Below are 25,515 nucleotides of genomic sequence, written 5' to 3' on the forward strand. Positions count from 1 at the left end.
CATCGTCTCGAACCCCCCAAGGAGTCCCTATGAGCGCAGATCGTAAGTTACCCAACCGCCGTCAGTTCCTTTCCGCCGCTGGTCTGATGGGAGCCGGAGCCGTGCTGGCTTCATGTGCGCCTGCTGTGGCCGCCCCACCCGCCAAAGCCAACATCGACCTGGACGTGTTGAACTTCGCTCTGAACCTGGAGTACCTGGAAGCGGCTTTCTACACCGCCGCTGTGGGCCGCCTGGCCGAACTCAAGGCCATCGGCGGCGGCGCTGATGTCATCCTCACGGGCACGGGCTTTGACGGCACCACGAACACATTTACAGACCCTAACTCACCTGTGGCCCAGTACGCCGCAGAAATTGCTCAGGACGAGCTGAACCACGTCAAGTTCCTCTACGGTGCTCTCGGTGCGAACGCCGTCGCGCGTCCTGTGCTCGACATTGGCCCCGCTTTCGTAGCGGCAGCCAACGCGGCCGCCATGGGTGCCGGCCTGGCTACCCCCCTCGCACCCGGCTTTAACCCTTACTCGGCTGATCTGTACTTCCTGCACGGCGCATTCATCTTTGAAGATGTGGGCGTCACCGCATACAAAGGTGCAGCCCGGTTGATCACCAACCCCGATTACCTGGAAGCAGCGGCGGGCATTCTGGCCGTCGAGGCTTACCACGCGGGCGAAGTGCGCACTCAGCTTTACGCTCAGCGTGCGGCTCCCACCGGTTACGGCGTGAACGTCGCTCAGTTGATCGGCGCAATCAGTGCTCTGCGTGCCAGCGTCGGCGGCGGCAAGGATCAGGGCATTACCTCGGACAACACCGCGACGGGCGCGGCCAATATCGTTCCCACCGACGCGAATTCCATCGCCTTCAGCCGCAGCACTGCTGAAGTGTTGCCGATTGTCTACCTGGGCGGCGCGGGCAAGGGCGGTTTCTTCCCCAACGGCCTCAACGGCAACATCAAGTAGATTCTCCTGCTTGAAAGCGGCTCCCTTCACCGGGGGCCGTTTTTCATGCCCCACAATCCAGATTGCCAGTCCAGATTGCCAGTCCAGACCGTCAGTCCAAATTGTCTGCCCTCCCCCGCCCCGCCGCCCGCCATTCACGCTAAACTACCTCTCAGCACAAGCAAGTGCTGCTTTCTCCCCATCCAGAAGCGCCCGAGAGACCTGGCTCAATGAAGGCGCGGCAACCTCTCCCCCATTTCGGAAAAGGTGCTTCAGGCCAGCCTGCCCGCCAACGATGGCTTCCGGACCCACCCCTCCGGCGCAGGAACGATGGAGCATTCCGGCATACCGAGATCGCCGCCCCGCTCCCATGCGAGGGCGGATTTTGACTGTCAGACGAGACAACACAGACGAGGACACCCCATGACCCATGCCCGCACCCTGAACGAACTCGCTCAAGAACGCATCCTGATTCTGGACGGCGCATGGGGCACCATGTTTCAGCGCGAGGAATTGACGGAAGCCGATTACCGCCTCCCCGAGTTCGCCTGGGACCGGCAGTACAAGGGCAACCACGATCTGTTGCAACTGACCCGGCCCGATCTGCTGAGAAAGATTCACGCTCAGTACTTCGGGGCCGGGGCCGATATCACCAAGACCAACACCTTTTCCTCGACGGTGATCGCCCAGGCCGATTACGGGCTGGAGCATCTGGTAGACGAGCTGAACGTGGAGGCGGCAAGGATCGCCCGCGAGGTGGCCGACGAATTTGAAGCCCGCGACGGCAGACCGCGTTTTGTGGCGGGTTCGATTGGGCCGACCAACCGCACCACCACCCTGTCCCCCGACGTGGAGCGTCCCGAATTCCGGGCCGTGACCTATGACGAACTACACGACGCCTACGCCCAGCAGATTCGCGCCCTGCTACGCGGCGGCGCAGACCTGCTGCTGATCGAAACCATTTTCGACACCCTGAACGCCAAAGCAGCTTTATTCGCGGTAGAAACAGTATTCAGCGAAATCGGGCGGCGCGTTCCGGTGATGGTCTCGGGTACCATCACCGACGCCTCGGGACGCACCCTCAGCGGGCAGACGCCGGAAGCCTTCGCGGTGAGCGTGGCGCATGCCAGGCCCTTCAGTCTGGGCCTCAACTGCGCACTGGGAGCCGATCACCTGCGGCCTTACCTGCGCTCGATTGCCGAGAACACTGAGTCGCTGGTGAGCGTTCACCCGAATGCCGGGCTGCCCAACGCCTTCGGCGAGTACGAGGAATTGCCCGAACACACCGCCGAGGTGCTGAGAACCTTCGCCGAGGAGGGCCTGCTCAATATCGTGGGCGGCTGCTGCGGCACCACCCCCGAACACATCCGGCAAATCGCGGCGGCGGTGGCTCCCTACGCGCCACGCGGCCCGAAAAAGCTCGCGCCCTTTTTGCGGCTCAGCGGTCTGGAGAGTTTCACCGTGACGCCGGAAACCAACTTCGTCAACGTGGGCGAGCGCACCAACGTCACCGGCAGCCCCAAATTTGCCAGACACATTCTGGCGGGCGACTACGACGCTGGACTCAAGATCGCCCGCCAGCAGGTGCAGAACGGCGCTCAGGTCATCGACGTGAACTTCGATGAGGGCATGCTCGACGGCGAGGCGGCCATGATTCACTTCCTGAACCTGCTGGCCGGAGAACCTGACATTTCCCGCGTGCCGTTCATGCTCGACAGCTCACGCTGGGGGATTCTGGAAGCCGGACTCAAGCGGGTGCAGGGCAAGGCGGTGGTCAACTCCATCAGCCTCAAGGACGGCGAGGAGGAGTTCCTGAAACGTGCCCGGCTCTTGAGGCGCTACGGAGCCGCCGCCGTGGTGATGGCCTTTGACGAAACCGGGCAAGCCGACAACCTGGAGCGGCGCAAGGAAATCTGCACGCGGGCCTACAAGCTGTTGACCGAGCAGGCCGATTTTCCGCCACAGGACATCATTTTCGACCCCAACGTGCTGACCGTCGCCACTGGCATGAGCGAGCACGACCGCTACGCGCTGGACTTTATCGAGGCGACGCGGTGGATCAAACGCGAGTTGCCGGGCGCGAAGGTGTCGGGCGGCATCAGTAACGTGTCGTTCAGCTTCCGGGGCAACAACCATGTGCGCGAGGCGATGCACGCGGTCTTTCTGTATCACGCCATCCGCGCCGGGCTGGACATGGGCATCGTAAACGCCGGAATGCTGGCGGTCTACGACGACATCGAGCCGGAACTCAAACAGGCCGTGGAGGACGTGATTCTGGCCCGCACGCCGACTTCTTCGCCACTCAGCGCGACGGAGCGACTGATCGAGCTGGCCGAGAGTTACAAGGGCATCAAGCGCGAGGTCAGCGCCGTCAGCGAGTGGCGCAGCGGCAGCGTGCAGGAGCGGCTCAAGCACGCCCTGATCTCCGGCATCACCGACTTCGTGGACGCGGACGCCGAGGAAGCCTATCAGCTGCTCAAATCGCCCCTACAGGTCATCGAGGGGCCGCTGATGGACGGCATGAACGTGGTCGGCGATCTGTTCGGAGAGGGCAAGATGTTTTTGCCGCAGGTGGTCAAGTCGGCCCGCGTGATGAAGAAGGCCGTGGCTTACCTGACACCCTACCTGGAGGCCGAGAAGGCCGGGAGCAGCGGCAGCAAGGGCAAGATCGTGCTGGCGACGGTCAAGGGCGACGTGCACGACATCGGCAAGAACATCGTGGGCGTGGTGCTGGCCTGCAACGGCTACGCGGTCACCGATCTGGGCGTGATGGTCTCGGCGGAGAAGGTGCTGGACGCCGCCAAAGCGCTGGACGCCGACATCATCGGGCTGAGCGGTCTGATCACGCCGAGCCTGGACGAGATGACGAACGTGGCGCGCGAGATGACCCGCCGGGGCCTCACCACACCGCTGATGATCGGCGGCGCGACCACCAGCCGGGCGCACACGGCGGTCAAGATCGATCCGGCCTACACCGGCACCGTCGTTCATGTGCAGGATGCCAGCCGCGCGGTGGGCGTCGCGGGCGACCTGATCCAGAACCGCGAGGCGATCACCGCGCGCGTCAAGGCCGAGTATGACGGCCTGCGGGAGCGGCACGGCGAGCGCAACGTCCGCCTGGTCAGCATTGAGGAAGCCCGCCAGCGTGCGCCCAGACTGGAAGACGTGCCCGCCCCCGCACCGAATCAGCCGGGCCGCACCGTCATCGAGCAGGATCTCAGCGGCCTCCTGCCGTTCATAGACTGGACGCCGTTCTTTATCGCCTGGGAAATGCCTGGCGTTTATCCCAAGATTCTGCGCGACCCGTCGGTGGGCGTCGAGGCCCGCAAGCTCTACGAGGACGGCAAGGCGCTGCTGGCGAAGATCGTGGCCGAGAAAAGGTTCACGGCGCGGGGCGTGATCGGGCTGTGGCCCGCGCGGCGGGTGGGCGACGATCTCACCTTGCCCGAACACCACACCGCCTTCCACACCCTGCGCCAGCAGCGCGACCAGACCGTGCCCAACGCCGCCCTGGCCGACTTCGTGAGCGAGTCGCCCGACTGGATCGGCGGCTTTGCAGTGGGCATTCACGGGGCCGACGAACTGGCCCGCGAGTACGCGGCGGCCTTCGACGATTACAACTCCATCATGGTGAAGGCCCTGGCCGACCGGCTGGCCGAGGCCTTCGCCGAGAAGCTGCACCAGGACGTGCGGCGCGAGTACTGGGGCTACGCGGCAAGTGAAACACTCAGCGGCGACGATCTGATCAAGGAGCGTTACCGGGGCATCCGGCCCGCTCCCGGCTACCCGGCCCAGCCCGACCACACCGAGAAGCGCACGCTGTTTGCCCTGCTGGACGCCGAGGGCATCGGCATGGAGCTGACCGGGAGCTGCGCCATGCTGCCCGCCGCCGCCGTGTCGGGGCTGTACCTGGCGCACCCCGACAGTAAATACCTGGCGCTGGGCCGCATCGGGCGCGATCAGGTGGCCGATTATGCAAGACGCAAGGGCTGGACGCTGGAGGAAGCCGAGCAGTGGCTCGCGCCCAACCTGGCGTATGACCCGCAGCCGGTGGTTCCCACCCGGACTCAGCCCCAGGTGGTGACAGCGTGACCTCGGTGCTGTCCGAATCGGTGCTGGCCAAATCGGTTCTGGTCGAACCCGTCCACACCATCCCCAGACTCACCCGCGTCAGCGTGGAACTGGTGCCGCGCAGCCGCACGTCGCTGAGCAGTGAGCTGGCCGAACTGCGCGCCGAACTCGGCAGCGTGCAGACGGTCAACATTCCCGATTTTCTGCGCTACCGGATGCGCAGCTGGGAAGGTTGCCGGATGGCCCGCGAGCACGTGCCGGAAGCGATTCCGCACATCCGGGCGATTGATATCAACCCGCGTGAGCCGCTGAAAATGGCCGACTTTCTGCGCCAGCACGACATCCGCGAGGTGCTGGTCATCGAGGGCGACGCGCCCAGCGACATGAGCAGCCATACCTTCGACGTGACCTCGCTGGACATCATCCGCAAGTTCAGGCGCGAACTGCCCGAGATCAGCGTCTGGGCGGGCCTCGATCCGTACCGCCAGAGTTTTGCCCGCGAGCGCGACTACGCCGAGGCCAAGCTGGAAGCGGGCGCAGTCGGGTTCTTTACCCAGCCCTTCTTTGACCGCCGCCTGATGGACGTCTGGGCCGAGTTGCTGCCCACCCGGCAGGTCTTCTGGGGCGCGACCTCGGTGACCACCGAGCGCAGCCTGAGCTACTGGCAAAACCGCAACAGGGCGGTGTTTCCACGCAGCTTCGAGCCCACCCTGGCCTGCAACCGGGCCTGGGCGCGCGACGTGCTGGGTTTTGCGCAGGAGACCGGCAGCCACGTCTACTTCATGCCGATCAAGGAGAGCGTCCGCGAGTACCTGGGCGGCATCCTGTGAGCGAGAATCTCAAGGCCCACGTCCGCGCCCTGCTGACCGAGCGCCAGGCCCACCTGCAACTCGGCGACGTACTGGAGGGCTTTCCCGTTGAGCAGATCAACGAGGATGTGGGGCTGCCCTACACCGCCTGGGGCCTGCTGTGGCATGTCTGGTTCACCCAGCGCGACATCCTCAATTTCGTGGGGGACACTGGGTACACCGAGCTGGAGTGGCCCACCGACTACTGGCCCAAATCGCCCGGCACACCGGAGAGCTGGGCGCAGACGGCGCAGGGCATTCAGGACGATCTGGCCGCCTTCCTCGAGTTGTTCGAGCGTGCCGATCCGCTGGCGGTGGTACCGAACGGCGACGGCCCCGACGGCGGCCAGCAGACCTGGCTGCGCGAGGCGCTGCTGATCGCCGACCACACCGCCTATCATCTGGGTCAGCTGGTGGTGGTGCGGCGACTGCTGGACGCGTCGAGCGCCTGAGCCGGGGTCGATGGGGTGGAGTTCAAGCGCCTTTCGGCGGCCCTCACCTGGATTCTGTTCTCAACGCAACGCCCTGCGGCCCCACCGTGCAGAGAAACACCGGATAGTGTTCCTGATCGCCGACAAACAGGTTGGACTCGATGCGGGCTGTCCAGCGCCCGCCGCCTGCCGCCTGGACAGTTTCGGGCAGCACCTTGAAGCTGCCCTGCGTGACCGGCCCGCCCAGCTCACGGACCGCCGCCGCAAAGTGATTGGCGGAGAAGGCCACCGTGCAGCGCTCGATGACTGCCGAGGCACGAATCTGGGCCTGATCGACGGGCGTGCGCCAGGCGAACAGCAGGCCCAGTCCGGCCAGTACGACCAGTGCGCCGAGCAGCACCGTCCAGACGGACACACGAACAGAAGACAGGGCGAACGACATGCCTCTATCCTGCGCCGTGCAGGGCGGGATAGGGTACTGGCTGGCTGACCAGGCACTGGCCAGAAGGTCAGGTCGGCCGACAGTTCTCTAGTTGATAAAATGAGTCATCTTATCCGCTATACTCCGACGATGCGACCTCTTCTCCTCCTCTCCTCCATCGCTCTGGCACTCACGGCCCAGACCCAGGCCCAATCTACTCAAGCCCAGTCCAATCCGCCCGCCCAGCTCCGCCTCGGCGTGTTCCCCAATGTGACCCACGCGGCGGGCCTGGTCGGCATCCAGAAGGGACTGATTCAGAAAGAACTCGGCAACACCAGACTGGTCGTCAGCGAATTCGCCAACGGCTCACAGGTCAACGAGGCGTTCGCGGCGGGGGCCATCGACGCCTCCTACGTCGGTCCCGGGCCGGCCATCAACGCCTTTCTGCGCGGCGTGCCGATTCAGATTTATGCTGGAGCCGCCAACGCGGGCGCGGTGCTGGTGGCCCGCCAGGGCAGCGGCATTCGCAACGTCAAGGCACTGTCGGGCAAGAAGGTGGCGGTGCCCACGCGCGGCTCGACCCAGGACATCAGCCTGCGCCACCTGCTGCACGAGAACGGTCTCAAGGCCAGCGACGAGGGCGGCACGGTCACGGTGATTCCGATTGACCCGGCCAACATGCCCGCCGCCTTCGCCAGCAATCAGGTGGACGCCGCGCTGGTGCAAGAACCCTGGGGCGCGGTGATGGAATCGCAGGGCGCAAAACTCATCGCGAACGAGAAAGCCATCTGGAACGGCGGCGACTACACGACCACCGTGCTGGTGGTCAGCACCGACTACGCCAAGAAGAACCCGGAGGCCGTCAAAGCGCTGCTGCGGGGCCATCTGGCAGCCATCAATTTCATCAAGGCCAGCAACGCCGGGGCGCAGAAGGCCATCAGCGACGAAATCTACAGCTTCACCGGCAAGCGCCCCAGCAGCGCCGACCTGTTCAAGGGGCTGGCGCGCACCCAGGTTACCTCCGACATCAACCTCAAGACGCTGGCGGAATACGCGCAGCTCAACATGGAAGCCGGATTTGCCCGCGCTGTGCCGGACCTGGGCAAACTGGTCGATCTGAGCTGGGTCAAGGCACTGGCGAAGTAACGCCCCGGCCAGAGTGAACAAGAGCCGGGGCCGCGCGCTCCTGTTTTTTATTCCTACCTTCAGCGGTCCTCGATGACCAGGGCGTCGTCGGGCAAGGCTACCCTGGTCTGGTCGCGCAGCATCTGCACGAAGTTGGGCAGCACCGAGGGCGAAACGTGCTTCTCGGCGTTCCACACGTCGGAGCGCACGAGGGCCCGCCCGCAGTGCAGGAAGGCTTCCTCGACCTCGATGACGATCAAGCTGCGCGGCAACTGGGTTTTGTAGGCAAACTGCGCCAGCAGCGCCGGGTCGGTGGTGATGCGGGCCGTGCCGTTGACCCGGAACGCTTCGGCCACACCCGGCACCAGAAACACGAGTGCCACCTGCGGACTCGCCAGAATGTTACGGACACTATCAATGCGGTTGTTGCCGGGGCGGTCGGGCAGCAGCAGGGTCTTTTCGTCGTGTACGTACACGACCTGCCCCACGTCGCCGCGCGGCGAGCAGTCCAGGCCGGTCGGCCCACGGGTCGCCAGCACCACCAGCGGCGACTGGGCAATGATGCGGGCAAAGTCGGTGCCGATGTGGTCACTGACCTTGCTGCTGACCAGCAGGCTGGGTTCGCGGTAAATCTGGCCTACGTTGTCGGCGGTGAGCAGGTGGGCGGAATCGAGCTGCATGGCCCAGTCTAAGGCTCCGGTGTACGGCGCAGGCACCGGCTTGCCTGACACTTGCCTGCGCTCCGGCCGCGTACAGTGTTCAGGTGAGTTTGCTTTCGCCTTCCCCGTCCGCTGCCGAATCCGGCCTGAACACGCCGCCCACCCCCCGGCGCGAACTCGTCAAGATCGCCCTGCCGGTCAGCCTGGAGTTCGTGGCGCAACTGGCGCTGGGCCTGGTTGACCAGATTATCGTGGCGCTGCTCGGCACGCTGGCGGTGGCCGGGGTGGGCTATTCCAACAGCGTCACCATGATCTTGTTTTTTACGCTCAACGCCATCGGCGCGGGCACCAGCATTCTGGTGGCGCGGGCGCACGGAGCCGGGGACCGCGCCGGGGCGTCTCGGCTGTTCGGCGCGGCGCTGACCCTCGGCACGCTGGTGTCGGGGCTGCTGGCCCTGCCACTGGTGTTCGGCGGCACGAACTTTCTGCGCTTGGTCGGGGCCACCCCGGAAGTCGCAGGGTCGGGCGGGCCTTTTCTGAGCGTGGTGGCGGTGTCGCTGCCGTTCGTGACTGCGGCGGCCATTTTCGGCGGGGCGCTGCGCTCCACCGGACACGCTCGCACGCCGATGACCGTCACCATCGTGGCGGTGATTCTCAACACGGTGCTGGGTTACGCGCTGGTCACCGGCTTCGGGCCGTTTCCCAAGCTGGGCGTCATCGGCGTGGGCATCTCGACCACCATTTCGTATGCGCTGCGGGCCGGGCTGCTGGCCTGGCAGACCTACGGGCGCGGCATTCTGGACGCCAGCGTGCCGCGCAGCGTGCTGGCCTGGAAAAAAGCCCTCGCGCCGCTGATTCCGCTGAGCCTGCCGATGGCCGCCACCGAACTGGCCTGGAGCGGCGGCACCTTTTTGTACGCGCTGCTGGCCGGACGGATCAGCACCGAGGCGCTGGCGGGCATGCAGCTGAGCAACACCCTGGAGGGCGTGTTTATCGTGGCCTCGCTGGGGCTGGGGTCGGCGGCCACGGTGCTGATCGGGCAGTCGCTGGGGCGCGGCAGTGCGGCAGGCGCGGCGGCCTGGGCACGCAGCGTGCAGCGCTGGGGACTGCTGGTCGCGTTGGTGTGCAGCGTGCTGTTTGCGCTCACCGCGCCGCTGCTGGGGCTGCTGTTTCCGCACGTGGACGCGGGCGTGATCCAGCTGGCCACCCTTTCGATTCTGGTCAACGCGGCTTTTCAGGTGGTCAAGGTGCAGAACCTGATTCTGGGCATCGGGGTGCTGCCGGGCAGCAACGATCCGCGCGGGGTGCTGCTGGGCGACTCGGTGTCGGCCTTCGTGGTGGGGCTGCCGCTGGCCTACTTGCTGGCCTTTGGGCTGGGCCTGGGCTTCTGGGGCCTGCTGATTGCCCGCTGCACCGAGGAGAGCGCCAAGCTGGTCATTTTTATGTGGCGGGCCAGGCGCATTCGCTGGGAGCAGCACGTCTACACGGGCGAGGGCGAAGCGACCATCACAGCGGGGCACTGAGCGCGGCGAGGCCGTTCTGAAGGCCACTGATCAGCGGGTGCGGCATCTGGCCCTCTATCGCCTGCCCCCTGCCCAAGCAGAAGCCCGAGCTTTGAGGAAACTCAAACTGTGACGTTGCCAATTGCGTTTGCTGCGAATATTGCGAATAGTAGAACTATGACCCTGCATCACACGCCCAACGCCGCTGAACAGGCATTGGCACAGGCCGCACAGCAACTGCTCAGCCAAGCCCCCTTGAAGCTCAGCCGCGACGTGACCCTGACACCAGAACTCACCCAACTGCTCAGCGAAATTTTGGGGCAACTTGGCAAGGGCCAGAGCATTACCGTACTGAGTCAAGATCAGGAACTCAGCACCCAAGCCGCTGCCGATGTGTTGGGCGTCAGCCGTCCTTACCTGATTGAGCAGCTTTTGGAGGGGCGCAAACTCCCTTACCGCAAAGTTGGCAAGCACCGCCGCATCCGCCTGAGTGATGTGCTGACGTACCAGCAGCAGGACTTGGCCGAGCGGCAGGCGTTGGCGCGGGAAATTACCGAACTGGCGCAGGAAATGGGATTGGACTATTGATTTCTGCTGGCTCTGAACTCATCGTTTTGTGCGATGCAAATGTCTTGTATAAAAACGTATTGCGCGATTTGATTGTCCGGTTAGGCGTCAAGGGAACGCTCGCCCCGCGCTGGACAGACCGCGTTCACGATGAATGGATCACTAATCTTCTGGAGCACCGCCCCGATTTGAGCCATGCTCGTTTGCAGCGTACCCGCGAGGTAATGAACCGTGCAGTAAGGGATTCATTGCACGCTACAACTCTCACCGGAAACCATCATTTGCCTGACCCCGACGACCAACACGTCCTTGACGCCGCCCTCAGCGCAGGCGCAAGCGTGCTCCTAACGTTCAACTTGGCTGATTTTCCGTCTTCGGCGTTGCCCGCGTCCCTGCAAGCCATTCATCCTGACGCTTTTCTGGTGGCTTGCCTTGAACAGCAGCCAGGCGGTGTGCTGGCGGCTTTACACGAGCTGCGGGCTGATTTGAAAAAGCCGCCATTCAGCCCAGACGAGTTGCTGGCGGCTCTGGTTCGCGCCGAGCTTCCACTATTTGCCGGGCAGCTTAAGCGGTTCAGGGACAGCCTCTAGCGCCTGCCTCACCCTCTGCCACCCCGACCTGCCCAAGCAGCAGCGGGGGCATAATTATTGATCTCGTCTTTAACTTCAGACGAGATCAATAACCATGTCATTCAATTTATTAGTAAGGATGTGCCTAGCTCAGCCACTCCTGCAAACTCCGAACCCCCAGCTCCGCTCCCACCGCTCCAGCTATCGCCTTCGCCGTCCACTCGGCCCCTTCCTTCGTGCTCACAATCGGCACGCCGCGCTCCAAGGCCGTGCGGAGCAACTGGCTCCCAGTCACGTCAATCAGCAAATCAGGCAACGCATCTTCAAACGACACCGTGCCGTCCTGCTCCCGAATGACGCTCAGGCCCGCGCCTTCCAGCACGCCCGCCACTTCATCTAACCCCTCGCCCAGCAGCAACGCCGTGCCCGACAGCGGCAGGTTGCTCTTGGCCCCCAGCGCGGCGCGGTAGAAGGCCAGATACGGATCGGCGTCGATGCCCATGCTCTCGCCGGTGCTTTTCATCTCCGGCCCCAGCACCGGCAGCACGCCCTTGAACTTCAGGAACGGCAGATGCACTTCCTTGACGCTGTACATGGCGGGCACAGGCGTCTCGGTCAGCCCGATCTCCGCGAGGGTTTGCCCCACCGCGATGCGGGCCGCGTACTTCGCCAGCGGATGCCCGGTGGCCTTGCTCACATACGGCACGGTGCGCGAGGCACGGGGATTGGCCTCCAAAATGTAGGCAATCCCGTCCTTGACGGCGTACTGCACATTCATCAGCCCACGCACGCCCAACGCCAGCGCCAGCCGCTCGGTGGTGTCCTTGACCGTCTGTGTCAGCTCGGCGCTGAGGCTGATCGGCGGCGTGATGCAGGCCGAGTCGCCGCTGTGCACGCCCGCCGCCTCGATGTGCTCCATGATGCCCGCCACCACGGCCGTCTGCCCGTCGCACAGGCAGTCCACGTCCAGCTCCAGCGCTCCTGAGAGGTACTGATCGAGCAAGATGCTCGGCTGCCCTTCCACGGCGGCGTAGACCTCGTCCAGATAGGTCTGCAACTCTTCCGCGCTGCCCACGATCCGCATGGCCCGCCCGCCCAGCACGTAACTGGGCCGCGCCATCAGCGGGAAGCCGAGCTTGGCGGCCAGTTCCTGCGCCTCGCCGGGAGTCTCGGCGACCAGGCCCTTCGGCTGCGGAATGCCTAGCCGCTCGCACAGCGCGTTGAAGCTGGCCCGGTCCTCGGCCTCATTGATGGTCGCCGGACTCGTCCCGATGATCGGCGCTCCGGCGGCTTCCAGCTTGCCCGCCAGTTTCAGCGGCGTCTGCCCGCCGAGCTGCACGATCACGCCCACCGGCTTCTCGTGCTCCACGATGTTCATCACGTCTTCAAAGGTCAGCGGCTCGAAGTACAGCCTATCGGCAGTGTCGTAGTCGGTGCTGACCGTCTCAGGGTTGGAGTTGATCATGATGGTCTCGTACCCGGCTTCCTGCAAGGCCCAGACCGCATGGACGGTGGCGTAGTCGAACTCCACGCCCTGCCCGATGCGGTTGGGACCGCTGCCCAGAATGACGATCTTGGGCTTGTCGGTGGCCTTGACTTCGTCTTCCCACTCGTAGGTCGAGTAATGGTACGGCGTGTGCGCCTCGAACTCGGCGGCGCAGGTGTCCACCGTCTTGTAGACCGGCAGCGCGTTGGCCTTCTTGCGAATGGCGCGGGTTTCCAGCTCGGTCAGGCCCACGATCTCGCCGATGCGGGCGTCGCTGAAGCCCAGCCGCTTGACCTCGCGCCAGTATTCGTACTTCCACCCTTCTATCGGGCCAAGTTCCAGAATCTCACGCTCGGCGGCCACGATCTCGTGAAGTTGCCCCAGAAACCAGCGGTCAATCTTGGTCAGGTCGAACAGCTCGTTCACGCTGAGGTCGCGGCGCAGCAGCTCGATCACCGCTTCCAGGCGGCGCGGATTGGGGTACATCAAAGCCCGTAACTGCCCCTCGTCCATCTCGGCGTAGAGGCCGCGCACGTCGCTCTCGGTGCTTCGGAGCGCCTTTTGCAAGCTTTCCTTGAAGGTGCGGCCCAGCGCCATCACCTCGCCCACTGAGCGCATCTGGGTGCCCAGGTGGTCGGAGGTGCCGGGGAATTTCTCGAAGGCGAAGCGCGGAATCTTGGTCACCACGTAGTCGATACTCGGCTCGAACGACGCGGGCGTGACGCGGGTGATGTCGTTGGGGAGTTCGTCGAGGTGGTAGCCCACCGCCAGCAGCGCGGCGATTTTGGCAATCGGGAAGCCGGTGGCCTTGCTCGCCAGCGCCGAGGAGCGCGACACGCGCGGGTTCATCTCGATGACAATGACGCGCCCGTTGTCGGGGTTGACCGAGAACTGGATGTTGCTGCCGCCCGTCGCCACGCCAATCTCACGGATAATCGCCAGCGACATGTCGCGCAGCCGCTGGTATTCCACGTCGCTGAGCGTCTGGGCCGGGGCCACCGTGATCGAGTCGCCGGTATGCACGCCCATCGGGTCGAAATTCTCGATACCCGTGATGATAATCACCGTATCGGCGGTGTCGCGCATGACTTCCAGCTCGTATTCCTTCCAGCCGAGAATGCTTTCTTCCAGCAGCACCGAGGTCACGGGCGAGTCGCGCAACCCACCCTCGGTGATTTCCAGAAACTCCTCGTAGGTGTGGGCGATGCCGCCGCCCGTGCCGCCGAGCGTGAAGCTGGGGCGAATGACCACGGGCAGGCCGAGTTCTTTCTGATACTCAATCGCCTCTTCCATGCTGTGAACCATCTTGCCCCTGGCCGTTTCGATGCCGATTTTCTTCATGGCCGCCTGAAACAGCTCGCGGTCCTCGCCCTTCTTGATGGCTTCCACGCCCGCGCCGATCAGCTCCACGCCGTACTTCTCCAGCGTGCCGCGCTCGTGCAGTTCCATGGCGAGGTTGAGCGCCGTCTGGCCGCCGAGGGTAGGCAGCAGGGCGTCGGGGCGCTCCTTGGCGATCACTTTTTCCACGAATTCGGGCGTCAGTGGCTCCAGGTAAGTGGCATGCGACAGATCGGGGTCGGTCATGATGGTTGCCGGATTGCTGTTGACCAGCACCACGCGGTAGCCCTCTTTTTTGAGCGCTTTAAGCGCCTGGGTGCCGGAATAATCAAACTCGGCAGCCTGCCCAATTTGAATAGGGCCGCTGCCGAGGATCAGAATCGTTTGAAGGTCAGTGCGTTTGGGCATTCCAAAAACAGAGTATGGCACGGATCAGGGTCAATGGCGTGAGAGGCATGTATGGTTATGCAGACAATTCAAAGCGTGAAACGTCCAAGAGAAGTCAAGAAAAACGATAATTTACAGTTCTGCAAGGCAATTATAAGTTGAATTCGGATAGCCTGCTCTACACCTTTATCCTGTATAAATTCTCTAGCTTAAAGATAAAGATTCAGATTTAGAAACTGAATAAAATCAAACCGCTTTACATTGTCATCTGCCTTCCTCCCTTCTGACGTCAGTTACGACACAATAAGGGCATGACTCAACTCCTGAACCTGCCCGCCCCCCAACGCCTGCAAGTGGACATCTGGTCGGACATCGCCTGCCCCTGGTGCTACATCGGCAAGCGGCGCTTTGAGCAGGCGCTCGGACAGTTCGAGGGCAAGGATAAAGTGGAGATCGTCTGGCACAGCTTCGAGCTTGATCCCTCCGCACCGCAGAGCAAGCCGATTGGCATCAATGCCATGCGCGACGGCCTGGCCGCCAAGTACGGGCGCAGCACTGCCGAGGCTCAGGGAATGCTGGACGGCATGACCCAGACTGCCGCCGAAGTTGGCCTGGACTACCACTTTGACCAGGTCCAGCCCGCCAATACCTTTTTGTCCCACCAGCTCATCCACCTGGCTGCCGAGCACGGCTTGCAGGACGCCATGAAAGAACGGCTGCTCCACGCTTATTTCAGCGAGGGGCAACATCTGGGTCAGGTGGACACGCTGGTGAAATTGGGCGCTGAAGTCGGCCTGAACGCCGAGGAGGTCCGCACCGCCCTGGAAGCGCAGACCTATGCCGAAGCCGTGCGGCAAGACGAGGCGCAGGCCCAGGCGCACGGCATCAGCGGCGTGCCCTTCTTTGTGCTGGGCAACAAGTACGGCGTCAGCGGAGCGCAGGCTCCTGAAACGATTTTGAGTGCGCTCAAGCAGGTCTGGAGTGAGCAGGCTCCCCTGACGCTCCTCGGCGCAGCGGATGCCGAGGGCTGCGAGGACGGCTCGTGCGCGGTGCCGCAGGGCTGAGTCGGCCCTCTACAGCTCCCAGCCAGCACACACGCCTCAGATCAGCGCCGCCCCGATCAGGGCCAGAGTGCGGCGAAACCTGATTTCGTGCCACAGCATACCGCCGAGACCCAGCATGCCAGCACCCAGCAAAGCCAGCGGCCAGCCACTCGGCAGCAGTCCGTCCAGCCGCTGACCCGTCGGCCAGGTTGCCAGGAGCAGGAGCGTCGGCAGGGCGCAGCACAGTAGCACGCACACCACGTCCATCACGAACGAACGCTGGACGCGCTCCAGCCTCCGTGTTGTCAGTGAAGCCAGGCCGAACAGGGTCGCGGCCGGCGCCGGAAGGGCCAGCACTATCCAGAAGGGGAGCCGCGCCAGCGAAGGCCCCAGCGTCAGCACAAAGGCGGCGGTGACGCCCAGCAAGTTGACCAGCATTCCCAGGGAGTACCTACTGCGACGCCAATCGAGCTGGCGCTGCGACAGGTATAGCCGCCTCAGCGCCAGCCGCACCGTCTGCGGCGGCCCGAACAGATCGAGCGGGCCAGCATCGTTCCCGGCCTCACAGTGGTTGGCTTCGCAGCGTCTGGCTTCCCAGTGGGCACGGTACTCGGCCTCCAGTCGCAGGCGGGCAGCGGCGGGCAACCCCCAGGTGGCTTCCGCCAGCCAGTGCTCCAGCGTCACCCTTCGCCGCCCATCACCGCGCTCACAGCCCGAATCTGGCGCTGCCAGTCGCCCTGCGCCCGCGCCAGTTCCTGGCGGCCTTTCACAGTCAGGCGGTACTCGCGCCTCAGCCGCCCGCCGACTTCCACCTCGCTGCTTTCCACCAGTTGCTCGGCCTCCAGGATGTGAAGCGCCGGATAGAGCGTGCCTTCCTTGGCGCTCAGTAGCCCCTCGCTGCGCCCCTTGATGGCCTGGGCGATGGCGTAGCCGTGCTCGGGCTGGCGCTCCAGCACCCCCAGAATCAGCATGCGGAGTTGCTGCTTGGTGTTCATTCACTCAATCTACCTTGCGACCAGAGGTATGGGCGGGGGTCGGCTCCGGCCCAGCCAGCAACTGCACCGCTCCCGGAACGAGCCGCACACTCAGCTCTCGCTGGACACCGATCACCTCGCCGTCGAGGTGGGTCACGACGCCGCTTTGCCAGCGCACCGTGACCTGCCGCCCGCTGCCAGAACGCACGCGGGGATCGCCCAGGTGCCGGGCCCGCAGCACCTGGCCCATCAGCGCCAGCAGGCGTAGGCGGCTGAGCTGGGTCCCCAGCACCACGTTGAGCTGCCCGTCGAAAGCGTCCGAGGCTGGAGAAATCATGAAGCCGCTGCCGTAGCGCGTCCCGTTCATCACCGCCACCAGACACGATGGCCCGGCGTAGAGGATCTGCCCGTCCAGCACGACTTCCACCGTCTCGGTCTTGAGCTGCCGCACCGCACTCAGCGCCGCCCACAGGTAACGCCCGAAGCCCGAGAGCCGCGCCGGGGCCTGGAGCATCAGCGCCGCCACCTGCGCGTCGAAGCCCATGCCCAGGCCGTTCATCAGCCAGGTCTCGGAACCGCTGCCGGAGCCGCCCACCGTGCAGCACAGGGCGTCGGCGGCGCGGGATGGGAATGTCAGGCGAGACAGGGCCGCCCCGAAGTCACCGGGACGCAACCCCAGCATTCCGGCGAAGTCGTTGCCGCTGCCCAGCGGCACCAGGCCCAGCAGCCGACCCGTACCGACCAGGGCAGGCAGCAGGTTATTTACGGTGCCGTCGCCGCCCACCGCCAGCACCGCCACGCCCGGCGGCAGCGCCTGCACGCGGCTAAGGGCGTCCTCGGCACTTGCGGCGCTCAGCCAGTTCCACGGCAGAGCATGCGCGTTCAGCGCCGCTTCCAGCCGGGGCCACTCGCGCAGTGCCAGCCCGCGCCCGGCCTGCGGATTGAGGACGACAGCCAGCGCGCTGAACGGCAAGGGTGAGGGCGACACAGTCCGGTCAGAATAGCGGACTGGGGGCGCTTTGTAGCTTCTATTCATATCAAAACCCGCTGGGGGGGCCAGCATAGGTTCATGCTCATCCCCCTGTTTCCGCTGCCTCAGTTCGTGCTTTTTCCGGGTCAGGTGGTGCCGCTGTATGTTTTCGAGCCGCGTTACCGAATGTTGCTGGCCCGCGTGCAGCGCACCGGCGAGGCCTTCGGAATGCCGCAGATCCTGACCCCCTCCACCGAGGACCCGCGCCCGCTGGAAGCCCGGCTCTCGATGATCGGCACCCTGGCGCACCTGCGCGAGGTCGCGCCCCACGAAGACGGCACCTCCTCGATCACGGTGGTCGGCGGCGAGAGATTTCAGATTCAGCACCTCATCACCGATCAGGACTACCTCTGCGCCGAGGTGGAACTGCTGCCGCTTCAGGCCGACGACGACGTTCACAGCGCCACCATCCTGCGGGCGCTGTCCAACCGATTGGTCACCGATCTGCTGCGGATGCGCCCGGACGACCGCGAGGCGATTGTGCAGCACGCCCCGCCCGATCCTTTGCTGCTGGCCTCGTTCGCCTCGGTCCTGCTGCCGCTCAGCGGCGAGGAACGCCAGCAGGTGCTGGAAGCCCCCAGCCTGACCGAGCGTTTGGAAACCCTGGTGGGCTTCGTGCCGGTACCCGCGCGCGACCTGAACTGAAACGGCCTGCTTTTCTCTAGACCCAGTCCCTAGCCCCGGTTGCGGGTGGCGTAGCCTTCTTGCCTGAGAAGTGCCGCCGCCCGGTCCACGTCTCCGGCTTCCTCCAGTCCCAGACGAATCGCGCCGCCGTGCTCACGGATGGCCAGCACCTCGATGTCCTTGATGTTGATGCTGGCTTCTCCCAGAATCCGGGTGATGGCCCCGATCTGGTTGGGCTTGTCCGGCACGGCCACCACCAGGTCGTACTTGGGCGGCAGCAGGCTGCGCTTGACCACCGGCAGGTTGTCGCGGGTGCGCTTGCCCTCGCTGGCGGCCAGCAGCAGTTCTTCGGGGTCGTCGAGGGTATCGGCCAGATGCGCGAGCTGGCGCGAGAAGCTGTGCAGGGCTTCGCGCAGGGCCACCTTGTTCTCGACCACCATGTCGCGGCTCATGCGTGGGTCGCCGCTGGCCACGCGGGTCAGATCACGGAAGCCGCCCGCCGCCAGCAAACTCAATCTCTCGTCGCGGGCGACCATGTGGGTGAGCGCCAGGCTCGCCAGGTACGGCAGATGACTGACGGTGGCGACCAGCTTATCGTGGGCGTCGGGCGGCATCACCACCGGGGCCGCGCCGAGCTGCTCGACCAGGCGGCGCATCCTGGATAAGGCCGTCAGCGGGGTGCGCTCGGTGGGGGTCAGCACCCACACGGCGTTTTCAAGCAGGCCCGCCGAGGCGTTGGCAACCCCGCCGCGCTCCGAGCCGGTCATCGGGTGGCCCGGCACGAAGGCGCGCACCCCCAGCGCCTCGAACTCGGCGGCAATGCCCGTCTTGACGCTGCCCACGTCGGTGATCAGCGCACCGGGCGCGAGGTACGGCGCGAGGCTGCGGGCCAGAGAGGTGAGCACCTTGACCGGCACCGCCAGCACCACCAGATCGGCACTTCTCAGCCACTCGCCGGGAGCGGTCCGCGCCTCGTCGATGACGCCCAGCGCCAGGGCTTCTTCCAGTGCCCCCGCGCTGGCGTCCAATCCGATGATGTGCCGCGAAAGCATCCGTTCGCGCAGGCCCAGGGCCACGCTGCCGCCGATCAGCCCCACGCCCGCCACCACCACTGTCTCGAAGGTTTCGGGAGAAAGAACCGGGCTGCTCATGCACCGAGCAGGCTAGCACGGCGCAGCTGTGGGTCCAGACAATCAGCCTCGGCTGAGCCGTTCTTCCAGCTGGGCACGCATCTTGTGGTGAATGGGAGCCGTCAGCAGGCGCTCCATCTGCTCCCGCGTCGGCGATTTGGTGTAGAAGAACTCGAAAGCGTCCAGTACGGTGGGCGTGCCGGGCGGCATCTGGCGCTCCAGCATCACGGCGTCGCCTGCACTGACTTCGCCTTCCTCCAGCACACGGGTGTAAAAACCGGGGCGGCGCTGACGTCGAAACGTCTTGACGAACTGCGGATCGTTCATGCGGGCGGCCAGCGTGTCACAGGGAATGCGCGCCGATGTGACCTCGATCAGAACGCCGCCGATCCGTAGCCGCGTGCCCATTGGTGTCGCCGCCGATTCCAGGCCCGAGATCAGCAGGTTCTCGCCGAAGAGGCCGGGTTCGAGCGGCTGACCCAGGAAGGCGCTCCAGGCGTCGTAGTCCGGCTGGGTATAGACATACACCGCCTGCTCAGGGCCGCCGTGGTTCTTGGTGTCCTGAATGTGGTCGCCCGCCAGGCCGAGCGCGCCGACCCACACCGGCTGCGAGGCAGGCCGCTTGAAGATGCCGGTCTGTCCATTTTTGGCCGCGATGGGTTGACGTTGGCCGATATTGACACTCAGCAGTTGCATGGTGGCAGTCTAGTCTCCACCCATCAATCCACGCCCGCTATCCTGAAGTATGACCCTCTCCTCTCGCCCAGCAGTCCGGCTACTGGCACTGTCGTCCCTGGTAGTCAGCGCCGCACTGGCCTATACCGACGCGGCAGACGGCTTCTCGGTCACGGCTCCAAAAGGCTGGAAGCAGTCGAGCTATCCCGGCACCTCGGTGGTGTTTCTGGCCCCCAAAACGGTTTCGGCATTCAACCCCAACATCAACGTACTGGTCCAGGCCGTGCCCACTGGCGTCACCCTCAAGGACTACGACGCCGCGACCCTCGACCAGATCAAGAAGCTGATCACCGACGGCAAGCTGATCAGCCAGCAGGCCGTGACCCTCGACGGCTCCGAGGCCACCCAGCTCAACTACACCGGGCGGCAGGGCCAGTACAAGCTGTACTTCACCCAGACCTACGCCATCGTCGGTAAGAAAGCCTACGTGCTGACCGGCACAACAGTGCAGGGCCAGGACGCCGCGCTCAGGGCGGTCATGGACGGCTTCGTCAGGACGTTCAAGGCCAGGCGCTGACCTCACTCAACTTGCTGAAGAAACCTTCAGATACTGGAGAGGGAAGCTGCTGCAAGCTTGCTGTCAGGACCGGGGCGCTACGCTCCGGAATATGTTCGTCTTCTTCGTGCTGCTGGCCGTCACCATCACCGGCTGGTGGCTCTTCAAAACCTGGAGGACGCCGCCACTGGGCTGGATGCCGGGCAGTCAGACCGACGCCGTATCCCACTACGACGATGAACTCGATTTGCCGCCGCAGTTCCGCTTGCAGTCCGGTTACGACACCCTGTCCTCGGTGCAGGACGCCCTGACCATCCAGACCCGGCAGCACTTCTTCGTGACCAGCGAGAGTAACCTCTATGCCGAACTGGTGGCCAGCCTGGCAGGAAGATCCTACCGGGTGTTTCCGAATGTGCGGCTCGATTATATCTTCCAGCTCACGTCCGGTCCCTCGCCGGAGACCCTGAGCCGCCTACGCGGTCAGGTCGTGGGTTTTCTGGTGGTCGAGACGCCGGAATTTCGCCCGGTGCTGGGCGTGAGTTTGCGCGGCTCGCCTTACGGCGCGTCCCAATGGCCCGATGTATCAGCCTCGCCCGACGATGCCGAATTGCTCGAACTGGCCTTTCAGAGCGCCCGCCTGCCGCTGCTCCATATTGACGCCAAGCGCAATATCGAGGCCGACGAACTCCAGAAGTTGGTCATGCCGTATCTGATGCGGGCCTAGCTCAAGAGAATTGAAAGCGCACCCAGCATTTGCGTGCTGGGTGCGCTTTCAGTCGAGCAGGTGGTGTGATGTTCAGGAGCAAGAAACAGACCGAATCAGTCGGCGTCCCGGCGCTCGCGGGCGTCCTCGTAGATGGTCCAGGCGCACAGGGCCAGCAGCAGCACACCCAGGGGCAGCACGCTCAGCCACGCACCCTGGGTGGCCCAGGCCAGGCCCAGCGGCACCACCAGCAGCGCCAGGGCCACGCCCAGATAAGACGGCGCGGCAGACTCAGCCTCGTCGAGCGCGGCCTTCGATGCCGGACGCAGGGCAGCGGGCAGCTCCGGCTCAGCGCGAACTGGGCCGTAGGTCTGGGGCAGGGCTTTTAACATGTTCTCAGTCTGACCGGCTGTTCAGGTCGGCCGGTAAGCCGAAGCTAAAGCCGCCTGAATCTGCCCATGAGCGATTGTTTATGTCGGGTTCTGCCTCCGCGAGAAGCGGAGCGGCTGACTGGCCCCGGCCCGCTCAGCGCACCACGAGGTTGATGATCCGCCCCGGCACATAGACTTCCTTGACCGTCTGCTTGCCCTCCAGATGCTTGGCGACGTCGGGGTTGGCGCGGGCGGCAGCGATGGCCTCCTCCTGGCTGGCGGTCTTGGAAATCTCCACCTCGCCGCGCACCTTGCCGCTGACCTGCACGCCGATCACCACGCTGTCACGCACGGCGGCGGCCTCGTTCACGGTGGGCCAGGTTTGCAGGTGCACACTCTGGGCATTGCCACGCTCATGCCAGATTTCCTCGGCCACATGCGGCACCAGCGGGGCCAGCATCAGGTTGAAGATATTCAGCGCCTCGTCCCAGGCGGGCGTATGGGCCACCGGGGCGCGCTTGGCCTTGACCAGTGTGTTGGTCAGCTCCATCAGCGCGGCGACGATGGTGTTGAAGCTCAATCGCTCAAAGTCACCAGTGATCTTCTTCAGGGTGCTGTGAATGGCGTAGTGCAGATCGTTCTCGCTCACCGTCTCGGCTGGCCCCTTGATCTCGTCGAAGAACAGCGACCAGACGCGCCCCAGCCATTTCGCCGGGCCGTTGATGCCGCTGGGGTCCCAGGGACCGCCGACTTCCCAGGGCGCGATGAAGGCCAGATAGGTTCGCACCACGTCAGCTCCGTACTCGCGCACCAGATCGTCGGGGTCGATGACGTTGCCCCGGCTTTTTGACATCTTCTCGTTGTCCGGCCCCAGGATGATGCCCTGGTTTCGCAGCACCCTGAACGGTTCGGAGATGTCGGTCAGCTTCATGTCGCGGGCCACCTTGGTCCAGAAGCGGCTGTACAGCAGGTGCAAGATGGCGTGCTCGATGCCGCCGGTATACAGATCAATCGGCATCAGCTTGTCGGCCAGCGCCGGGTTCCAGGGGCCTTCGGTATAGTGCGGCGAAGTGAAGCGGTACATGTACCAGCTGCTGTCCACGAAGGTGTCCATGGTGTCGGTGTCGCGCTCGGCTTCTCCCCCGCAGACCGGGCAGATCGCCTTCCGAAACTCGGCGTCCTGCTTCAGCGGACTCTGACCCGTCGGCGTGAAGTGGACATTGTCGGGCAGCAGCACCGGCAACTGATCGGCAGGTACCGGCTGCGCGCCGTGCTCGGGGCAGTAGACAATCGGGATCGGCGTACCCCAGTAGCGCTGGCGGCTCACCAGCCAGTCGCGCAGACGGAAGGTGGTCTTGGCCTTCGCCACGCCGCGCTCCTCCAGCTTGGCGATCACGGTGGCGATGCTGGCCTTACCGCCGGGCATGCCGTCGAACTCGCCGCTGTTGACGATGACGCCCTCGCCGCTGTAGGCCTCATCTCCAGTGACGTCCAGAGGTTCGCCACCTTCAGGCCGAATCACCTCCACGATGTCCAACCCGAACTTCTTGGCAAATTCGAAGTCGCGCTCGTCGTGGGCGGGCACAGCCATGATGGAGCCGGTGCCGTAGCTGACCAGCACGTAATCGGCCACCCAGATGGAAACCTGATGCCCGCCAATCGGATGCGTGGCGAAGGAGCCAGTAAAGACTCCGGTTTTCTCGGCGCTCTGCTGCCTCTCCACATCGGTCTTGCCGCCCGCAATTTCCAGGTAGGCGCGGACCACCTCCGCCTGCTCCAGAGTGGTCAGCTCGGCCACTTTGGGGTGTTCGGGGGCCAGAACCAGGAAGGTCGCGCCCATCAGGGTATCGGGGCGGGTGGTGAACACCGTTTCCGGGCCAGCAGGCGTGTCGAAGACCACTTCCGCGCCCACCGATTTGCCAATCCAGTGGGTCTGCATGGCGCGCACCCGTTCAGGCATGTCGGTGCCGCCGAAGTCCAGCAGCTCGTCGGCGTAGTCGGTGATCTTCAAATACCACTGGCTCAGATTGCGCCGCTCGACCTGGGTGCCGCAACGCTCACAGTGGCCGTTCACGACCTGCTCGTTGGCCAGCACGGTCTGATCCTTGGGGCACCAGTTGACCAGGCCGTCGCGCTTGTAGGCCAGGCCGCGCCGGAACATCTCGGTAAAAAACCACTGGTTCCAGCGGTAGTACTCCGGATCGGAGGTGGCGAATTTGCGGCTCCAGTCGATCATGGTGCCCATGCGCTGAAACTGCCCGGTCATGTATTCGATGTTGGAATAGGTCCACTTTCGGGGGTCTAAATTGTTCTTGATGGCGGCGTTCTCAGCGGGCAGACCGAACGAATCAAAACCCATCGGAAACAGCACGTTGCGTCCGTTCATCCGCAGGAATCGGGCGCGGGCGTCGGGGGCGCAGTAGCTGTACCAGTGGCCGATATGCAGGTTGCCGCTGGGGTACGGGAACATGGTCAGCGCGTAGAACTTCTCGCCGGGCGCGTCGGGGTCGAACTTGTACAGGCCATCTGAGGCCCACTGCTGCTGCCACTTGGCCTCGATGGCGTGCGGGTTGTAGCGCTCGGAGCGGGGTTCGGCAATGTTAATGCCAGACGTGCTGATCGGCTGGGGCTGGGTGTCGGTCATGAGGAAAACTCCTGTAGAGAAGGCAAAAAAAGGCCCCGGCGCAGGTCAGGCCGGGGGCGGGCGAACAAGCACGTGGCTAGTCGCAGCGGCCCCCGGTGATAAGCGCAGAGGAGATCATGCCAACAGTTTAGAACGGTGGGGGCGGGCGAGCAAGCCGCGCCCGCCAGACTGGGTCCTATTTCTTCTTGCAGATCAGGTCAAACTGCATGTTGTACACCTTCGCCAGCGGCATCTTGGCTTTCTACAATTCCTTGACGGCGTCGGCGCTGGGCCGGATGAGCAGCCGGGGCCATTTGGTCACCGCTCCGTCACTTCCCGTTACGGCCTGAAGGGTAACGGCGGTGCCGGGGAGCAGGGTGTCTATCCAACTGCCCTGGTAATTGTTGAGGGGGGCGGTGCTGAAATCGGTGGCCGCCACGACGTCCGAGGGCGCAAAGGCCATGAAGTTGTAGAGCTGCTTGGACGCATTGCTGAGTTTCAGGGTGACTCCAAACGCCCCGTCCACGTTTCCGGCCTTGACGAGCTGAACGCTGTAGACGCCGTTGAACAGGGTGTCGCCCACACAGCCCTTGACAGCATCGGTCCTGGGCTTGACGCCCCCGGCAGTGATGGCCCCGATACGCTTGAGGTCGCTGGCCCTGAACTGGTAGTACGTTTCGCCGTTTTTCTGGGTGGCGGTGGTCTGGAGAGCCACTCCATTGATAAAGACCGTCTGGCCCGTCTGTACTTGGTCTGTCTGAGGCAGCGCTGGAGAAACGGCGACCAGCCAGGCGGCACCGATCAGAAAAGAAAGTGGGATTTTCACAGTTCAGGATACGGGGGCGAGAATGTGAACTTCTCCCGCCGCAAACTCAGGAAGAAAAGCCGCGCGCCCGTCAAAGTCGCGCCACCATCCGCACCCTGTCCAGGCCCGGCCCGTAACCGTCCAGCGTGCGCTCGGCGACCTCAAAACCGAAGCAGGCATAAAAGCCCTCGGTATGGTGGCTGGTTTCGATCTTGGCGTGCGTCACGGCGGGCCAGTGGCGGCGCAGCCAGTCCAGCCACGAGCGGGTGGGTTCGCTGCCCAGGCCAGCACCGTGCAGGTCGCCGCGCACCATGCCCCAGCTCAGGCAAGCCAGCGCAGGAAACGCCTCAGGGCCGACACCACCGCAGGCCACGACCTCCCCTTCACGCTCCAGTACGAAATACGGTTCCGACCCGGTCCCCAGCCTGTCGACCCTGTCCAGAAAGGCGGCGAAGTCGGCCCGCTCGTGTTCGACGAAGAAGTGTGGGAGGTTGCGGTCCAACAGGTTCAGGCAGGAGGGGCGGTCTGGGGACGTGCAGGGACGCAACATGACAACAGGCTGGCAGATCGGCGGACCGACGCGAATTTGTGTACCCAGAACACCCAGACAGAATCCGAAATCGGGCGTCCGACAAAGCCGAACAC

Annotated in this window: 24 protein-coding genes; 12 read left to right on the forward strand and 12 right to left on the reverse strand. The window is 64.4% G+C overall.

Annotation, left to right across the window (positions count from 1 at the left end):
• Window positions 1-29 precede the first annotated feature (29 nt).
• From N0D28_RS14225 to N0D28_RS14240, 4 genes are all read left to right on the forward strand, one after another.
• Window positions 30-953, forward strand: a complete 924-nt coding sequence (locus N0D28_RS14225; RefSeq protein ID WP_260560142.1) for a ferritin-like domain-containing protein — start codon at window positions 30-32, stop codon at window positions 951-953.
• Between the two features lie 402 nt (window positions 954-1,355).
• Complete coding sequence (gene metH / locus N0D28_RS14230; protein WP_260560143.1) at window positions 1,356-5,024, forward strand: methionine synthase; 3,669 nt, start codon at window positions 1,356-1,358, stop codon at window positions 5,022-5,024.
• On the forward strand, window positions 5,021-5,833 hold the full coding sequence (locus N0D28_RS14235) for a methylenetetrahydrofolate reductase (protein WP_260560144.1): 813 nt from the start codon (window positions 5,021-5,023) through the stop codon (window positions 5,831-5,833). The genes metH and N0D28_RS14235 overlap by 4 nt, the downstream gene beginning before the upstream one ends.
• Window positions 5,830-6,303 (forward strand): DinB family protein, encoded by a 474-nt coding sequence (locus N0D28_RS14240; RefSeq protein WP_260560145.1) that lies wholly within the window; start codon window positions 5,830-5,832, stop codon window positions 6,301-6,303. Before N0D28_RS14235 ends, N0D28_RS14240 begins: the two co-directional genes overlap by 4 nt.
• Window positions 6,304-6,346: 43 nt before the next feature.
• On the opposite strand, the gene N0D28_RS14245 is transcribed toward N0D28_RS14240, so the two are convergent.
• Complete coding sequence (locus N0D28_RS14245; protein WP_260560146.1) at window positions 6,347-6,724, reverse strand: hypothetical protein; 378 nt, start codon at window positions 6,722-6,724, stop codon at window positions 6,347-6,349.
• A gap of 129 nt (window positions 6,725-6,853) precedes the next feature.
• Between N0D28_RS14245 and N0D28_RS14250 the strand changes: the two genes are divergently transcribed.
• Window positions 6,854-7,849, forward strand: coding sequence for an ABC transporter substrate-binding protein (locus N0D28_RS14250; RefSeq protein ID WP_260560147.1), 996 nt, complete (start codon window positions 6,854-6,856; stop codon window positions 7,847-7,849).
• 59 nt (window positions 7,850-7,908) lie between these two features.
• On the opposite strand, the gene N0D28_RS14255 is transcribed toward N0D28_RS14250, so the two are convergent.
• Window positions 7,909-8,508: an MSMEG_1061 family FMN-dependent PPOX-type flavoprotein gene (locus N0D28_RS14255; RefSeq protein ID WP_260560148.1), complete on the reverse strand. Its 600-nt coding sequence runs from the start codon at window positions 8,506-8,508 to the stop codon at window positions 7,909-7,911.
• Window positions 8,509-8,597: 89 nt separating this feature from the next.
• On the opposite strand from N0D28_RS14255, the gene N0D28_RS14260 reads away from it, so the two are divergent.
• From N0D28_RS14260 to N0D28_RS14270, 3 genes are all read left to right on the forward strand, one after another.
• Complete coding sequence (locus tag N0D28_RS14260) at window positions 8,598-10,010, forward strand: MATE family efflux transporter (protein WP_260560149.1); 1,413 nt, start codon at window positions 8,598-8,600, stop codon at window positions 10,008-10,010.
• Window positions 10,011-10,166: 156 nt separating this feature from the next.
• Window positions 10,167-10,577, forward strand: a complete 411-nt coding sequence (locus N0D28_RS14265; RefSeq protein WP_260560150.1) for an excisionase family DNA-binding protein — start codon at window positions 10,167-10,169, stop codon at window positions 10,575-10,577.
• Window positions 10,574-11,146 carry a PIN domain-containing protein gene (locus tag N0D28_RS14270; protein WP_260560151.1) on the forward strand — a complete coding sequence of 191 codons (573 nt, stop codon included), beginning with the start codon at window positions 10,574-10,576 and terminating at the stop codon, window positions 11,144-11,146. The genes N0D28_RS14265 and N0D28_RS14270 overlap by 4 nt, the downstream gene beginning before the upstream one ends.
• A gap of 124 nt (window positions 11,147-11,270) precedes the next feature.
• Here N0D28_RS14270 and carB read toward each other — a convergent pair whose 3' ends face one another.
• Complete coding sequence (carB, locus tag N0D28_RS14275) at window positions 11,271-14,357, reverse strand: carbamoyl-phosphate synthase large subunit (RefSeq protein ID WP_260560152.1); 3,087 nt, start codon at window positions 14,355-14,357, stop codon at window positions 11,271-11,273.
• 290 nt (window positions 14,358-14,647) lie between these two features.
• Between carB and N0D28_RS14280 the strand changes: the two genes are divergently transcribed.
• A complete protein-coding gene (locus N0D28_RS14280; protein ID WP_260560153.1) occupies window positions 14,648-15,400 on the forward strand; it encodes a DsbA family oxidoreductase in 753 nt (250 codons plus the stop codon).
• Window positions 15,401-15,436: 36 nt separating this feature from the next.
• Here N0D28_RS14280 and N0D28_RS14285 read toward each other — a convergent pair whose 3' ends face one another.
• From N0D28_RS14285 to N0D28_RS14295, 3 genes are read right to left on the reverse strand one after another with little or no spacing between them, the layout of a single operon-like run.
• The gene (locus N0D28_RS14285; protein ID WP_260560154.1) at window positions 15,437-16,063 is read right to left on the reverse strand and encodes a hypothetical protein; all 627 of its coding nucleotides are present in this window, start codon (window positions 16,061-16,063) and stop codon (window positions 15,437-15,439) included.
• Window positions 16,060-16,374, reverse strand: a complete 315-nt coding sequence (locus N0D28_RS14290) for a PadR family transcriptional regulator (RefSeq protein ID WP_260560155.1) — start codon at window positions 16,372-16,374, stop codon at window positions 16,060-16,062. The genes N0D28_RS14285 and N0D28_RS14290 overlap by 4 nt, the downstream gene beginning before the upstream one ends.
• Before the next feature lie 4 nt (window positions 16,375-16,378).
• On the reverse strand, window positions 16,379-17,341 hold the full coding sequence (locus N0D28_RS14295; RefSeq protein WP_260560156.1) for a diacylglycerol/lipid kinase family protein: 963 nt from the start codon (window positions 17,339-17,341) through the stop codon (window positions 16,379-16,381).
• An 81-nt stretch (window positions 17,342-17,422) separates the two neighbouring features.
• On the opposite strand from N0D28_RS14295, the gene N0D28_RS14300 reads away from it, so the two are divergent.
• Window positions 17,423-18,028 (forward strand): LON peptidase substrate-binding domain-containing protein, encoded by a 606-nt coding sequence (locus N0D28_RS14300; protein ID WP_260560157.1) that lies wholly within the window; start codon window positions 17,423-17,425, stop codon window positions 18,026-18,028.
• 29 nt (window positions 18,029-18,057) lie between these two features.
• Here N0D28_RS14300 and N0D28_RS14305 read toward each other — a convergent pair whose 3' ends face one another.
• Both N0D28_RS14305 and N0D28_RS14310 read right to left on the reverse strand, forming a co-directional pair.
• On the reverse strand, window positions 18,058-19,158 hold the full coding sequence (locus N0D28_RS14305; RefSeq protein WP_260560158.1) for a prephenate dehydrogenase: 1,101 nt from the start codon (window positions 19,156-19,158) through the stop codon (window positions 18,058-18,060).
• Window positions 19,159-19,200: 42 nt separating this feature from the next.
• Window positions 19,201-19,833 (reverse strand): MOSC domain-containing protein, encoded by a 633-nt coding sequence (locus N0D28_RS14310; RefSeq protein WP_260560159.1) that lies wholly within the window; start codon window positions 19,831-19,833, stop codon window positions 19,201-19,203.
• 49 nt (window positions 19,834-19,882) lie between these two features.
• Between N0D28_RS14310 and N0D28_RS14315 the strand changes: the two genes are divergently transcribed.
• Both N0D28_RS14315 and N0D28_RS14320 read left to right on the forward strand, forming a co-directional pair.
• On the forward strand, window positions 19,883-20,389 hold the full coding sequence (locus N0D28_RS14315) for a DcrB-related protein (RefSeq protein ID WP_260560160.1): 507 nt from the start codon (window positions 19,883-19,885) through the stop codon (window positions 20,387-20,389).
• A gap of 91 nt (window positions 20,390-20,480) precedes the next feature.
• Window positions 20,481-21,092, forward strand: coding sequence for a DUF2726 domain-containing protein (locus N0D28_RS14320; protein WP_260560161.1), 612 nt, complete (start codon window positions 20,481-20,483; stop codon window positions 21,090-21,092).
• Window positions 21,093-21,187: 95 nt separating this feature from the next.
• Here the strand turns inward: N0D28_RS14320 and N0D28_RS14325 are convergent, their stop codons facing one another.
• The 4 genes from N0D28_RS14325 to N0D28_RS14340 all read right to left on the reverse strand — a co-directional run bounded on the left by N0D28_RS14325 (window position 21,188) and on the right by N0D28_RS14340 (window position 25,420).
• Window positions 21,188-21,463: a hypothetical protein gene (locus N0D28_RS14325; protein ID WP_260560162.1), complete on the reverse strand. Its 276-nt coding sequence runs from the start codon at window positions 21,461-21,463 to the stop codon at window positions 21,188-21,190.
• Between the two features lie 133 nt (window positions 21,464-21,596).
• Entirely contained in the window at window positions 21,597-24,086 is a 2,490-nt protein-coding gene (gene leuS, locus N0D28_RS14330) for a leucine--tRNA ligase (RefSeq protein WP_260560163.1), read from the reverse strand.
• Window positions 24,087-24,327: 241 nt separating this feature from the next.
• Window positions 24,328-24,891 (reverse strand): hypothetical protein, encoded by a 564-nt coding sequence (locus N0D28_RS14335; RefSeq protein WP_260560164.1) that lies wholly within the window; start codon window positions 24,889-24,891, stop codon window positions 24,328-24,330.
• A gap of 70 nt (window positions 24,892-24,961) precedes the next feature.
• Complete coding sequence (locus N0D28_RS14340) at window positions 24,962-25,420, reverse strand: GNAT family N-acetyltransferase (RefSeq protein WP_260560165.1); 459 nt, start codon at window positions 25,418-25,420, stop codon at window positions 24,962-24,964.
• Window positions 25,421-25,515: the final 95 nt, after the last annotated feature.

The sequence above is a fragment of the Deinococcus rubellus genome (genome assembly GCF_025244745.1).
GTDB classification, from domain to species: domain Bacteria; phylum Deinococcota; class Deinococci; order Deinococcales; family Deinococcaceae; genus Deinococcus; species Deinococcus rubellus.

Bases quoted from the DNA above. Each gene is read 5' to 3' on its own strand.
- N0D28_RS14265 (WP_260560150.1), top strand. From the start codon at position 10,167: ATGACCCTGCATCACACGCCCAACGCCGCTGAACAGGCATTGGCACAG.
- N0D28_RS14255 (WP_260560148.1), bottom strand. From the start codon at position 8,508: ATGCAGCTCGATTCCGCCCACCTGCTCACCGCCGACAACGTAGGCCAG.
- leuS (WP_260560163.1), bottom strand. From the start codon at position 24,086: ATGACCGACACCCAGCCCCAGCCGATCAGCACGTCTGGCATTAACATT.
- N0D28_RS14290 (WP_260560155.1), bottom strand. From the start codon at position 16,374: ATGAACACCAAGCAGCAACTCCGCATGCTGATTCTGGGGGTGCTGGAG.
- N0D28_RS14280 (WP_260560153.1), top strand. From the start codon at position 14,648: ATGACTCAACTCCTGAACCTGCCCGCCCCCCAACGCCTGCAAGTGGAC.
- metH (WP_260560143.1), top strand. From the start codon at position 1,356: ATGACCCATGCCCGCACCCTGAACGAACTCGCTCAAGAACGCATCCTG.
- N0D28_RS14320 (WP_260560161.1), top strand. From the start codon at position 20,481: ATGTTCGTCTTCTTCGTGCTGCTGGCCGTCACCATCACCGGCTGGTGG.
- N0D28_RS14245 (WP_260560146.1), bottom strand. From the start codon at position 6,724: ATGTCGTTCGCCCTGTCTTCTGTTCGTGTGTCCGTCTGGACGGTGCTG.
- N0D28_RS14305 (WP_260560158.1), bottom strand. From the start codon at position 19,158: ATGAGCAGCCCGGTTCTTTCTCCCGAAACCTTCGAGACAGTGGTGGTG.
- N0D28_RS14315 (WP_260560160.1), top strand. From the start codon at position 19,883: ATGACCCTCTCCTCTCGCCCAGCAGTCCGGCTACTGGCACTGTCGTCC.
- carB (WP_260560152.1), bottom strand. From the start codon at position 14,357: ATGCCCAAACGCACTGACCTTCAAACGATTCTGATCCTCGGCAGCGGC.
- N0D28_RS14250 (WP_260560147.1), top strand. From the start codon at position 6,854: ATGCGACCTCTTCTCCTCCTCTCCTCCATCGCTCTGGCACTCACGGCC.
- N0D28_RS14225 (WP_260560142.1), top strand. From the start codon at position 30: ATGAGCGCAGATCGTAAGTTACCCAACCGCCGTCAGTTCCTTTCCGCC.
- N0D28_RS14340 (WP_260560165.1), bottom strand. From the start codon at position 25,420: ATGTTGCGTCCCTGCACGTCCCCAGACCGCCCCTCCTGCCTGAACCTG.
- N0D28_RS14325 (WP_260560162.1), bottom strand. From the start codon at position 21,463: ATGTTAAAAGCCCTGCCCCAGACCTACGGCCCAGTTCGCGCTGAGCCG.
- N0D28_RS14310 (WP_260560159.1), bottom strand. From the start codon at position 19,833: ATGCAACTGCTGAGTGTCAATATCGGCCAACGTCAACCCATCGCGGCC.
- N0D28_RS14300 (WP_260560157.1), top strand. From the start codon at position 17,423: ATGCTCATCCCCCTGTTTCCGCTGCCTCAGTTCGTGCTTTTTCCGGGT.